Source organism: Acetobacter pomorum (assembly GCF_002738225.1).
In the GTDB taxonomy this organism is placed as follows: Bacteria; Pseudomonadota; Alphaproteobacteria; order Acetobacterales; family Acetobacteraceae; genus Acetobacter; species Acetobacter pomorum.
Genome location: NZ_PEBQ01000080.1, coordinates 23,486 through 36,153, shown reverse-complemented (window position 1 = coordinate 36,153; position 12,668 = coordinate 23,486). Strand labels below are relative to the sequence as shown.

The window sequence follows — 12,668 nt, the reverse complement described above, 5'->3', positions numbered from 1 at the left end:
ATGCATGGAGGAGAATGTTGAATTGGCGCCGCCAGATATAAGAACAAAACAGAATGCACGGGCGCGGAGCCTGTTGCGGAATATGTTTGATGCAGCAGTGGCTGCGGCCAACCCCATAAAGGTATTGGCGGATCATTTACCCGAAAAACCTAAAGGCCGATGTGTTGTTGTGGGGGCGGGCAAGGCTTCTGCCGCCATGGCCGCAGCGTTGGAAGCCGCTTGGCCTGATGTGCCAATGCAAGGCATTGTGGTGACACGTGATGATCATGCTGTGCCCACGCGCCATATTACCATTCTGGAGGCATCTCACCCTGTGCCGGACGCCCGCAGCGAGCAAGCTGCGCAAGAGATATTGCAGGCTGTAAAAGGGTTGGGGCCAGATGATCTGGTTATTGCGCTGATATCTGGCGGAGGCTCTGCCCTGCTGGCATTGCCCATAAAAGGCATAATGCTGGAAGAAAAACAGAATATTGGCCGCCAGCTTTTACATTCTGGCGCAACCATTGCGGAAATTAACACCGTACGTAAGCATTTATCCGCTATTAAAGGCGGTAAGCTGGCGGAGGCCGCAGCGCCTGCGCAGGTTATTACACTTGTTATTAGTGATGTGCCCGGTGATGACCCCGCAATTATTGCCAGTGGCCCGACTGTTCCAGATAAAACGACAGATCAAGATGCCCTGCGTATTTTGCGCAAATATAATTTGGATGTGCCTGCCTCTATCAGCCATGCTCTGGAACAGGAGCCTACGAAAGACCCTACCCAACAGAGTGTGAACCCCAAGAACCGGGTTGAGATGATGGCAACGCCCCTTATGGCATTACAGGCTGCAGCGGATGTGGCGCGTAAAGCCGGTATTACGCCTCTGATTCTAGGTGATGCGTTGGAAGGCGAAAGTTCCGTTATGGGCGTTGTTATGAGCGGTATTGCCCGTTCTGTTCAGGCGCACGGGGTGCCGGTACAAGCTCCAGCTGTTTTGCTAAGTGGTGGAGAAACAACAGTAACCATACGTTCTGGCCAAAAGCCGGGGAAAGGCGGGCGCAATACAGAGTTTCTGCTTGCCTGTGCTCTGGTTTTAAATGGTCAGAAAGGCATCTGGGGTTTGGCGGGAGATACAGACGGTATTGATGGTACGGAAGATGCCGCAGGTGCCATATTTACGCCTGATACCTTAGCGCGTGGCATACAAAACGGCGTATCTGCCGAAGATTTTCTGGGCCGACATGATAGCTACAGTTTTTTTGAAAAACTGGGCGATCTTATCAAAACAGGCCCCACGCTTACCAACGTAAATGATGTGCGCTTGCTTCTGGTGCTTTAGCTCTCTCTAACCTGTTAGTGCACGGGCTACCTCCCGCCGGAGGGCAGGGATAATCTTTTCCTGAAACATGGGGGTTTTGCGCTCCCATGCACCTGTGCGCCAGGATGGATGCGGCAGAGGGAAATACTGGGGCAGAAAATCTTGAAAATGCTCTGTTCGCTCGTAAACCTTCCCTTTCCCCAAAACATAATTCTGGGCATAGGCCCCCACCAGAAGTGTAAGCTGGATATTGGGGAGCAAAGCTAGAATACGTTCTCGCCATAAACTGGCGCATTCAGGTGGTGGTGGCCGATCTCCACCTTTTGGCAATACTCCCGGATAACAGAGCGCCATGGGCAAGATGGCGATACGGTTGGAATCGTAAAAAACATCTCGGCTCATTCCAAGCCAGCCACGCAGGCGATCCCCCGATGCATCATTAAAAGAAACACCCGTTTCATGAACCCGTGTCCCCGGAGCCTGCCCAGCAATGAGCAAACGCGCATTGGGAGAAACATGCAGAACAGGCCGCGGGCCTAATGGCAGTTTCTGGGCACAAGCCGCACATTGCCGGATTTCTTGCACCAGACAGTTCAGTCGCGTTTCAACATTACCATTCTGTGTAGAGTTTGTTGAACACAAGTCCAGTTTTGTTTGGGTCTGAATCATTCTGCTTAAACATGTGGGAATGATCTGCTTTGCCGCAATGTAACGAATATAAAAAAAAGCGCTGTAGTGTTGCCACTACAGCGCTTTTTAACCCACCCCAAAAAGGGGAGTTAGATTAGGCAGAAGCCTTACTGGGCTTCATCCACACCAGCATGGGTCTGCGGTGCGAAGGACCAGCCAGCGCCATAAGGCTGCGGCATGAACAGGCCCCATGTTGCGGAGTCTTCCGTTGCATTTGCCCAGCCCGGCGTTGGCAGCGGCGTATGATCCAGACGGAGTTTCTGGATATCTGCTGCTGTTGTATTTGCCGGTGCACGGTTACCCCATGCAGAACGGATGAAGTTTACAACATCTGCAATCTGCTGGTCAGACAGGATATTCTTGTAATCCGGCATGGCCACAGCAGAAGGTGCCCAGTTGGTCGGCGGCAGAACACCACCATCAACAACAATATGGGCAACAGATGTCGGGTTGTCAGAAACAACAACCGGGTTACCTGCCAGCGGCGGGAACATACGGGCTACACCACCACCATCGTTACGATGGCAGATTGCGCACTGTTCCACATACGTTTTGGCGCCAGCATTGCCGGAGAAGTTGTTGGAATCCAGCATCTGAGCCGTAGAGGCATCGTAGCTGTAATCACCGCGTGCAGGCGGAACCGGCGGCAGGGATTTAAGGTATTTCACCATGGCATGCAGGTCAGCATCGGTGAAGTACTGGGTGCTCCAGCCAACCACGTCTGCCATGCCACCAAAGGCTGCGGAGTGATCGGTACGACCAGATTTCAGGAACAGGAACAGGTCATCATCAGACCAGCGGCCAAGGCCGAGAACCGGATCGTTGCGCAGGCTTGGTGCAATCCAGTTGTCGATCACGCCACCGCCAGCAAGGAAGTCTGGCCCACCGGCGCCGTCCAGAGCTTTTTCCTGCATACCAAAGCCGCGTGGTGTATGACATGCCCCACAATGGCCTGGGCCAGTGATAAGGTATTCACCACGTGCTGTTTCAGCATCTGTGCCAGGAGCTGGTGTGAAGTCCTTGGGTGCTGGCGCAAATACAGAACGCCAGATGGACAGCGGCCAGCGCATGGACATTGGCCAAGAAATATCCGTGGGGTGATTTTTCTCGGCAATCGGCTGCACACCATGCATGAAGTATGCATACAGAGCCTTCATGTCATCCTGCGTCATGCGGGCGAAGGATGGGTAAGGCATTGCTGGATACAGCGTTGCACCATCCTTACGCACGCCATGGCGCACGGCTTCATCAAACTCTTTAAATGTGTAGGTGCCAATCCCGTACGTGGGGTCTGGCGTAATGTTGGTGGAGTAAATTGTGCCGATAGGAGTCTTGATAGAAAGACCACCAGCATATTTCTGACCGTTCAGGGCTGTGTGGCAAGCCACACAATCCCCCAGGCGTGCAACGTACTCGCCCTTCTTGATCAGATCTTCATCAGCATTCTGTGCATACGCTAGGGACGTTCCCGCAAGAAGCCCGACAGCGACTGCCCCCAGGGCAGTTTTTAGCCTGTTCATCATCATTTTTACCACTTATCGCCTGTGTGCTGAATGACGTCGTAACTCTGCCGAGGCATTAGGGGTTAATGCCAAGTGTCGGGTTTTCGGGAATATCCTTGTCATTCTTCCGAGCATCCACTTCACGCTGATACGTGTCGTTCGCCCGTTTGATCAGATACTGACGGATTGCTTCAATTTCATCCGGCGTCATGCTGGTGTCAAAGCGATCCATCCCGTAAGCCGTCAGCGCACCGCGTCCAACCACATTGTAGAAGGCATCCTGGTGGCGGATGGCACCGGCCCAACGCAGATCAGGCAACATGCCTGCACCTTCGCCGTTATCACCATGACAGGTCTGGCAGTAGGTCTGATACTGGAAGTATCCGTTATCAACGACCTTCTGGTCATACTGTGCAGGTGGTTTTACAGGCAGGAAGCCGCGGTTGTTCAGGGCTGGCAGCTTGGCTTTGCCGTCCAGAGAGAACACAGCGATATAGGAGTGGTTAACTGTCCAGCCGGAAGTACGGCCCACACCACCCATGGAAATCGGGTAGATGCCGCCCCAACCCACTTCAACAGCAACATACTGCTTGCCGTTGACGCTATAGGTCATAGGCGGAGCGATAATACCGCTCTGTGCGTCAAACTTGTAAAGGTCGCTCCCGTTCGTGGCGTCATAGGCATGGAATTCACCATTGGCCAGACCCTGGAACAGAAGATCACCGCCGGTAGCCAGAACGCCACCATTCCACGGGCCTTTGTGGTCAATCTTCCAGACCGTTTCCATCTTGACCGGATCCCAGGCCAGCAGCCAGCCATGCAGATCCTTGATGTAAGCCGTACGGGCTTCGGGGGTGTCAGGCAGACCGTTTTTGGTCATGTCCAGACCAACGTTCCAGGAATCCGGGTGCGGCTTAAAGCCACCAACCTGGTTTTTGTAACCAAACGGAATCTGATGTGCGGGCAGATAAACCAGGTGCGTTTTGGGGCTATAGGCCATAGCCATAAAGTTATGCGCACCCAGCGGGCCCGGAATACCGTACCAGAACTTGCCGTTCAGGGTGTACAGCCCGTCCGGATTGTAGATCGGGCGACCTGTCAGCGGGTCCAGACCATTGGCCCAGTTCTGGTAAACATAGTTTTTGCCGGACAGGAATTCACCGGTCTTGGCATCCAGAACGTAGAAGAAGCCGTTTTTAGGTGCATGCACAATCACGTGGCGCATTTCACCATTCACGGGCATATCCAGCGTCATGATCTGCTGAACCGAGGTGTAGTCCCACTGATCCATCGGCGTTGCCTGGAAGTGCCAGACATATTCACCGGTTTCAGGCTTCAGTGCGACAATGCTGCCCAGGAACAGGTTGGAACCAATGCCTTCGGAACGATATTTATAGTTCCAGGGAGATCCGTTACCAACGGCCAGATAGATCAGGTCACTCACCGGGTCATACACCAGAGAGTCCCATACGGTGCCACCGCCACCCTGACGTACCCAAGCGCCTTTGGGGCCCCAGGTTTTGTAGGCTTTGCTCATCAGAATATTATCTGATGCAGCATGGTCAGGTTCGTTCTTGTTGTTCGGAACGGTGTAGAAGCGCCACTTCAGCTTGCCGGTTTCGGCATCAAAGGCGGATACAAAGCCGCGGGCGCCAAATTCGGCACCACCGTTACCAATCAGCACCAGACCTTTGGCCACGCGTACCGCGCCGTCCACTGTGTAGGAACGCTGCTTGCCCAGAGAAGCATCGGCCGGGATGGTGTTAACTTCCCAAACCTTTTTGCCGGTTTTGGCATCGGCGGCAACCAGGCGGCCATCAAACGTGCCCCAGTAAACCTTGCCGTTCCAGTAGCCCGCGCCGCGGTTAACCGTATCACAGCAACCTTTGTCGGCGATGTTGCCGGGCACTTTGGGATCATACTGCCAAAGCAGCTTGCCTGTGGCAGCGTCCAGCGCTTCCATCTTGGACCAGTTGGTTGTGGCATACATAATGCCATCTACCACCAGCGGGGTTGCTTCTTGGCCGCGGTTGGTATCCAGCGTGTAGTACCAAGCCAGCTTGAGATCACCAACGTTGGAGCGGTTGATCTGATCAAGCGGGCTATAGCGCTGTTCGCTATAGGTGCGACCATAAGAAAGCCAGTTTTCGGGGTGATCATCAGCATGGATGATCGCTTCCCCTGTATTACCCTGACCGTCGGCGCGGGCAGGGACTGCCGCGTAAGGTAAAGCAGCGGCACAGATTGTTCCGGCCGCGAGAATTCCTAGCAGTGAACGTCTCTTGGCGGAGGCGGGGCGGGTCATGCGTTCATGTCCTCGACTATTATATACGGTGAGGAAAAAGATAGCCGGCAGGCCGGTTTCTCACACAACAGCCAAGGGGAACGCTGTCTGTCAATCACGAGGAAGGAATAGCAGCTTCCATTTCGTGAGATAATTTCCCGTGCTTACAGGCGTGTAGAGCCTGAATTTATGCTCACAATTAAGATAGGATAAGGGTGCTATATGTTTGTTATAACAATCAGGATGGCATTATGCAACTTGGTATAAACGCATAATCAGTCAGAAGTTCCATATCTGTCGTTTCACGATTTTTCCAAGAACTGAACAGGGTGAATTCATAAACCTCTTCTTCTTGCGCACGCAGGCTGTGGTGGATGCGCAACCAATTGTGGACCTCTTCTGGTGGAACGGTTGAGATCGTGGCCAGGGGTACGCTGAGTGGGTGGCAGATGCGCTTTACCTTCACACCAGCCCGCTGAGCTTGGTGTCTGATTTTCACGGAAAGGTGATCACATACAGCAGACAGAATCTTGGCCGTGAGAATGATTCGCTCGCCTTGTTGCGCAACGTCCAACCCGGAGTGAATGAGTGTGGCCGGGGTTGATGTTTGGATAGAAAGTAGCCCCGCATCGAGTTCTTCCATGATGTCTGGATCAGAGACCTCTCCGATCACGACGAGGGGAAGAAACAGGAAAGGTTCGGGCTCCCATTCCCTGTTCGGAAAGAAAGTCTGAATATTCTGGAAAAACTCCAGCATGGGAGCGGGAAGGCGGATTCCGGCAATCAAAAACATACTGGCAATTATTCCCTAGCTTGTGATGGCCGATTTGTGGGGAGAAACGTTTATATTGAAGGATAAAAATCAGGCAGGAATAAAGCGCCCGGTTTTTGACCTGATTCTTTGCAACCCTTGACGACAGGGCAGGGCAGCCACAAGTATTAAGCAAAGCCGGCCTGCCCGGACAAGGAGAGTTAAACACCATGTCGTTTAGTCACGACTACCGATCCCCCGCTGCACCCTCAGATTGGAATGCTCAGGCAGCCAATCTGGATGCTGGGCTGCGGGCTTATATGCTACGTGTTTATAACTGGATGGCATCTGGTCTGCTGCTTACCGGTATAGTGGCATATGTTATTGCCAACACAAGTTTAAGCCATCTGTTTTTTCAGGTGGTGCAGGTGCCTGGTGGTTTGGTGCCACGCCCAACATTGTTGGGTGATGTGGCCATGCTTTCGCCATTGGCATTTGTGTTGGTGATGTCCTTTGGCCTGAACAGGCTTTCCCTACAGGGTGCGCAGGCGCTGTTTTGGGCGTTTTGTGCGGCTATGGGCGCCAGTATGGCCAATATTTTTGTTATTTACACGGATACATCCATTGTAAGGGTGTTTCTGGTCACGGCCTGTATGTTCGCCGCAACGTCTTTGTGGGGATACGTAACCAAAGCCAATCTGTTGCGCTTCAGCTCGTTTCTGATGATGGGACTGTTTGGGCTGCTGATTGCCGGACTGGTTAACCTGTTTCTGAAGAGCCCGGCTTTGTACTATGTGTACAGCATTGTGGGTGTCTTTATCTTTACAGCTTTCAGTGCATTTGATGCACAGCGTATTCGGGTAACCTATCCGCAGCTTGCGGCCTATGAAGGCCCGGAAATGACAGCCAAGCGCAGCGTGTATGATGCGCTGAGCCTCTACCTGAACTTCATCAACCTCTTTCAGTTTCTGTTGCAGTTCATGGGTGTGAGAAATTCCAACGATTGATCCATGGAGGAGTCGGTAAGCGGCATAGGCTCAATCCATGTTTCAGAAAAAAACCCAGCCTCCCAAAGGGGCTGGGTTTTTTTGTATGGGAAGGTATGCCTGAAATGAATAGCCCTATGTTTGCATGGAATGCGTACCAAAATAGGACGTTATATTTATTCAAGATTATGTAACGGAAATGTGAGATAAATTTTTGTCGCGTAACATCATGAAATGGAAAGCGATTTTGTCTTTTTTGAGAAGATTTTGAAATATATAGAAATATTTCGTGAATATGATGATCCCTGTTTTTGCATAGGCAGACAACCCATGCCAGCACGCCATATCAGCTAACCTGATTATGACGAAAGGCAGATGGAACTTTTCCGACATTTGAGAATCTGCGCTTTAGGAATAAAGTGTCTACAAGGTGTTTTCGCACTTCATTCATTCTGTCATCAGCATGATGTGCCGTGTTCCTTATGTTTTTAAAGGATAATGGCGCTGTGTCATGTGTCTATGGCGGGTGGGAAATGTTGAAACGCGGTTTTTTCTTGCTGTTGTCAGGCTTCTATGGCAGCAGAACAAAGAGTCTTAGTGAGGCTAATTTGATGTCAGAACCAAGAGGCGTGCGATGAAAAACAAGTTACTGGCGAGAGTGGCGCGATTGGGCGGCCTATCGTCAGCATTGCTGCTTGCCGGGTGTGAACTTGATGTTCTCGACCCGAAAGGCCCGGTTGGTGAGGGGGTTAAAACCCTAATTGCCACCTCCACAGTCGCAATGCTGATTGTTGTGATTCCGACCATCCTGCTGACGCTTCTGTTTGCCTGGCAGTATCGCCAGTCTAACACGAGCGCCGAGTATCTGCCGAAGTGGTGCCACTCCAACAAAATTGAAGTGACTATCTGGGGCGTGCCTTCCCTGATTATCCTCTTCCTGGCAGTGATTACCTATCAGACCTGTCATTCTCTGGACCCGTATAAGCCACTTGAAGCAGAAGCAAATACCAAGCCTCTGCACGTTGAAGTGGTGGCTCTGGACTGGAAATGGCTGTTCATCTACCCGGAACAGGGTATTGCAACGGTCAATCAGCTGGCCATTCCGGTCAACACCCCGATTGACTTTAACATCACCTCTGATTCCGTGATGAATTCCTTCTTCATCCCGCGTCTTGGTTCCATGATTTACGCCATGGCAGGCATGCAGACCCAGCTTCATCTGCTGGCAAGCGAACCGGGCGACTATCTGGGTGAGTCTGCCAACTACAGTGGCCGTGGTTTTTCTGACATGAAATTCCATACGCTTGCTGTGAGCGGCGATGAATTCAATGCCTGGGTTGAAAAGGTGAAGTCTTCTTCCGAGCAGCTGGATAGCCAGACCTATCCGAAACTTGCTGCCCCAAGCGAAGCGAACCCCGTCGAATATTTCGCGCATGTTGAACCCGGCATGTTCAACACGATCGTTGCCAAGTACAACAACGGCATGGTCATGGACAAAAGCACTGGCAAGATGATCCAGGTGCAGCAGTCTGCGATGTCCGACATGAATATGAAGGAATAGGATCTATGCTAGGGAGACTATCGCTCTCGGCCATCCCCTTGGATGTGCCGATCCTGGTAGGGACGTTCATCGGCGTTGTCATTGTCGGTGTCGCGGTACTGGGACTTATTACGTATTACGGTAAGTGGGGCTACCTCTGGAAAGAGTGGTTCACTTCTGTCGATCACAAGCGTCTAGCCGTGATGTACATCATCTTGGCACTGGTCGCTCTTTTCCGTGGTTTTGCTGACGCTATCATGATGCGTACCCAGCTTGCGTTGGCGTATGCAGGTAACCCAGGCTATCTACCACCACACCATTACGATCAGATCTTCTCCGCTCACGGAACGATCATGATCTTCTTCCTGGCCATGGCGTTCATGACCGGTCTGTTCAACTTCATCGTGCCTCTGCAGATTGGTGCGCGTGACGTTGCCTTCCCGTTCCTGAACAACCTGAGCTTCTGGATGACGGCTGTTGCGTTTATTCTGGTGAACGTTTCTCTGTTCATTGGTGAATTTTCGCAGTGCGGCTGGTTGGCATATCCGCCTCTGTCCGAAAATCAGTTCAGCCCTGGCGTTGGCGTAGATTACTATATCTGGGCCGTTCAGATTTCTGGTGTTGGCACGCTGCTGACCGGTGTGAACTTCTTTGTGACCATCGTGAAAATGCGCGCTCCGGGCATGACCTGGATGAAAATGCCAGTTTTCACCTGGACAGCTTTCTGTGCTTCCATCCTGATCATGGTGGCCTTCCCTGTTCTGACAGTTGCTGTTGGTCTGCTGGGTATGGATCGTTACTTCGGGATGCACTTCTTCACCAATGATGGTGGCGGCAACCAGATGATGTACCTGAACCTGATCTGGGCTTGGGGTCATCCGGAAGTTTACATTCTCGTTATTCCTGCCTTCGGTGTGTTTTCGGAAGTTGTTCCTGCATTTTCCGGCAAGCCGCTGTTTGGTTACAGCACCATGGTTTACGCAACCTGCTCCATCATGGTTCTGTCCTTCCTTGTGTGGGTTCACCACTTCTTCACAATGGGCGCTGGTCCGGACGTGAATGCCTTCTTTGGTATCGCGACCATGATCATCTCCATTCCTACTGGTGTTAAGCTGTTTAACTGGCTGTTCACCATGTATAAGGGTCGCATTCAGTTCCATGCTTGCATGTACTGGGCTGTTGGCTTCATGATCACCTTCACCATCGGTGGTATGACTGGCGTTATGCTGGCTATCCCGGGTGCTGACTTTGTTCTGCATAACTCCCTGTTCCTGATTGCCCACTTCCATAATACCATTATCGGTGGTGTGTATTTCGGTTACATCTGTGGCATGAACTTCTGGTTCCCGAAGGTGATGGGCTTCAAGCTGGATGAAACCTGGGGCAAGCGCGCTTTCTGGTTCTGGTTTGTTGGCTTCTATTGCGCATTCGTACCACTCTACATCGTCGGTTTCGAAGGCATGACCCGTCGTCTGAACCACTACGACAATCCAGCTTGGCACCCGTGGCTGCTGGTTGCTGAAGTTGGTGCAGTTCTGGTTATGCTTGGTATCGCTTGCCAGCTTACTCAGCTGTATGTTTCCATCCGTGACCGCAACCTGCCGCAGAACCGCGACGTGACCGGTGATCCATGGAATGGCCGTACGCTGGAATGGTCCACTTCTTCTCCGCCGCCGGTTTACAACTTCGCTATCGTTCCTCACGTGCACGAACTTGATACGTTCATGCATGATAAGGAAAATGGTATTGATACCCGTCAGGCTGGTGCTCAGTACGAAGCAATCCACATGCCCAAGAACACCTCTTTGGGTCTGGCTTGTGCAGTGTTCGCTCTGATCTTCGGTTTTGCTGCGGTTTGGTACATCTGGTGGTTGGCTGCTGTTGGTCTTGTTGGCGTTATCGGTACGGTAATCGCTCGCAGCGCCGATAAGGATATTGATTACTATATCCCTGCCGAAGAGGTTGCCCGGATTGAAAACGAGCACACCCGTAAACTGATGGCACAGGCAGCTGAATAAAATGGCACAGAACACAACTGTTCAGACCGCAGGCCATGACGAACATCACCACGAATCTCCGGTGGTGTTCGGGTTCTGGGTCTATCTGATGACGGACTGCATTATCTTCGGCACGCTTTTTGCCGCGTTTGCAGTTCTCCATAACCAGTTCAACGGTGGTCCAACGGGCCACGAACTGTTCGAATTCGGTGGGCTTGGGCTGGAAACAGCCCTCCTGCTGGTTTCGTCCATCACTTATGGGTTTGGCATGATTGCCGCCCATAAAAGCCAGGTTTCCAAGGTTATCCTTTGGCTTGGCCTTACCTTCCTGCTGGGCCTTGGCTTTGTGGGGCTGGAACTGCGTGAATTTGCGCACATGATCGCAGAAGGCGCCGGTCCGGATCGCAGTGCATTCCTGTCTGCGTTCTTTACGCTGGTGTCTACTCACGGTCTGCATGTCACGTGTGGTCTGATCTGGATTGTTACCCTGATCGTTCAGCTGATGGGTACGACTGAAATCCCGGAACGTATGATGAATAAGCTCACCTGCCTGAGCCTGTTCTGGCACTTTCTGGATATCGTCTGGATCTGCGTTTTCACCTATGTCTATCTGGCGAGCATGATCTGATGAGCAATCCGCATACATCCTCCTCAGGCGAGAGCCACGGTAGCGTATCTTCTTACATTATCGGGTTTGTTCTTGCCGTTGTCCTGACGGTGCTGTCGTTTGGCGTGGTGATGACCCACAGCCTTTCTCCAGCAGGCACTCTGGCTGCTATTTCAGCTCTCGCTCTGGTTCAGGTTCTGGTGCATCTGCACTACTTCCTGCACATGGGCGGTAGCTCCGAACAGCGCTGGAACAATATGTGCTTTGTTTTCACCGTTGCGTTTGTGGCCATCCTGATTGTTGGTACCGTGTTCATCATGAACAACACCGCAATGCACATGATGTCCCGCTAATATGGTTTGGCTTTCACCGCTGCCTTAAGTGGCGGTGAAAGGTTGGCCGAAAAAAGCCCCCGAAGCTGTTATGGCTTCGGGGGCTTTTTTGTGGGCAGGGTTATAAATGCTCCAAGGGAATAGCGGGCGCTCGCTTATCGAAAAATCTGTTTGATAGATTGGATAAGAAAGCTAAGCGATCTGGCACAAAAAAATGGTGCCAGCCTAACGCTGACACCATTTTTACAAACCCTATAAATAAGGTGCTTAGTCTTTCTGCGGATTGGGAGAAAGAAGCTCTGTTTTGTTGGGCTTGTCTTTCCATTCTTCTGCATCTGCCGGTGGCGTTCCCTTACGGGTAATGTTTGGCCACTGGGTTGCATATTTTGCGTTGATTTCTGCCCACGCTGCTGCACGGTCGTCGCTATCAGGGAAAATGGCTTCGGCGGGGCATTCGGGCTCACACACGCCGCAGTCAATGCATTCGTCAGGGTTGATAACCAGGAAGTTTTCACCAGCGTAGAAGCAGTCAACGGGGCAGACTTCCACACAGTCCATGAATTTGCAGCGGATGCAGTTTTCAGTGACCACGTAGGTCATTGCCATCTCCGAAAATATCTGGCGGTGGAGGAGGGGCTCTCACCGCGTGGGGTCAGATGGCAGTACTTTTATATAAGTC

Annotated in this window: 11 protein-coding genes; 6 read left to right on the top strand and 5 right to left on the bottom strand. The window is 51.9% G+C overall.

All coding sequences use genetic code 11. The features are described from left to right. The first annotated feature begins 4 nt into the window (after nt 1-4). A complete protein-coding gene (locus tag CSR02_RS05065) occupies nt 5-1,321 on the top strand; it encodes a glycerate kinase type-2 family protein (RefSeq protein WP_099540796.1) in 1,317 nt (438 codons plus the stop codon). Nucleotides 1,322-1,327: 6 nt separating this feature from the next. On the opposite strand, the gene CSR02_RS05060 is transcribed toward CSR02_RS05065, so the two are convergent. The 4 genes from CSR02_RS05060 to CSR02_RS05045 form a co-directional block, all read right to left on the bottom strand. Further along, nucleotides 1,328-1,969, bottom strand: a complete 642-nt coding sequence (locus CSR02_RS05060) for a uracil-DNA glycosylase family protein (RefSeq protein WP_099540795.1) — start codon at nt 1,967-1,969, stop codon at nt 1,328-1,330. A gap of 128 nt (nt 1,970-2,097) precedes the next feature. Continuing rightward, nucleotides 2,098-3,516, bottom strand: coding sequence for a cytochrome c (locus CSR02_RS05055; protein WP_042786332.1), 1,419 nt, complete (start codon nt 3,514-3,516; stop codon nt 2,098-2,100). 52 nt (nt 3,517-3,568) lie between these two features. After that, a complete protein-coding gene (locus CSR02_RS05050) occupies nt 3,569-5,797 on the bottom strand; it encodes a PQQ-dependent dehydrogenase, methanol/ethanol family (protein WP_099540794.1) in 2,229 nt (742 codons plus the stop codon). Nucleotides 5,798-6,014: 217 nt separating this feature from the next. After that, nucleotides 6,015-6,569 (bottom strand): hypothetical protein, encoded by a 555-nt coding sequence (locus tag CSR02_RS05045; protein WP_099540793.1) that lies wholly within the window; start codon nt 6,567-6,569, stop codon nt 6,015-6,017. A gap of 188 nt (nt 6,570-6,757) precedes the next feature. On the opposite strand from CSR02_RS05045, the gene CSR02_RS05040 reads away from it, so the two are divergent. From CSR02_RS05040 to cyoD, 5 genes are all read left to right on the top strand, one after another. Next, nucleotides 6,758-7,534 (top strand): Bax inhibitor-1/YccA family protein, encoded by a 777-nt coding sequence (locus CSR02_RS05040; RefSeq protein ID WP_042786329.1) that lies wholly within the window; start codon nt 6,758-6,760, stop codon nt 7,532-7,534. A 613-nt stretch (nt 7,535-8,147) separates the two neighbouring features. Beyond that, the gene (gene cyoA, locus CSR02_RS05030; RefSeq protein ID WP_042786328.1) at nt 8,148-9,074 is read left to right on the top strand and encodes a ubiquinol oxidase subunit II; all 927 of its coding nucleotides are present in this window, start codon (nt 8,148-8,150) and stop codon (nt 9,072-9,074) included. A gap of 5 nt (nt 9,075-9,079) precedes the next feature. Then, a complete protein-coding gene (gene cyoB / locus CSR02_RS05025; RefSeq protein ID WP_042786327.1) occupies nt 9,080-11,071 on the top strand; it encodes a cytochrome o ubiquinol oxidase subunit I in 1,992 nt (663 codons plus the stop codon). A gap of 1 nt (nt 11,072) precedes the next feature. Next, entirely contained in the window at nt 11,073-11,678 is a 606-nt protein-coding gene (gene cyoC, locus CSR02_RS05020; RefSeq protein ID WP_042786326.1) for a cytochrome o ubiquinol oxidase subunit III, read from the top strand. Then, nucleotides 11,678-12,010, top strand: coding sequence for a cytochrome o ubiquinol oxidase subunit IV (gene cyoD / locus CSR02_RS05015; RefSeq protein ID WP_042786325.1), 333 nt, complete (start codon nt 11,678-11,680; stop codon nt 12,008-12,010). The genes cyoC and cyoD overlap by 1 nt, the downstream gene beginning before the upstream one ends. A gap of 246 nt (nt 12,011-12,256) precedes the next feature. On the opposite strand, the gene fdxA is transcribed toward cyoD, so the two are convergent. Beyond that, entirely contained in the window at nt 12,257-12,589 is a 333-nt protein-coding gene (fdxA, locus tag CSR02_RS05010) for a ferredoxin FdxA (RefSeq protein WP_012812302.1), read from the bottom strand. Nucleotides 12,590-12,668 lie beyond the last annotated feature (79 nt).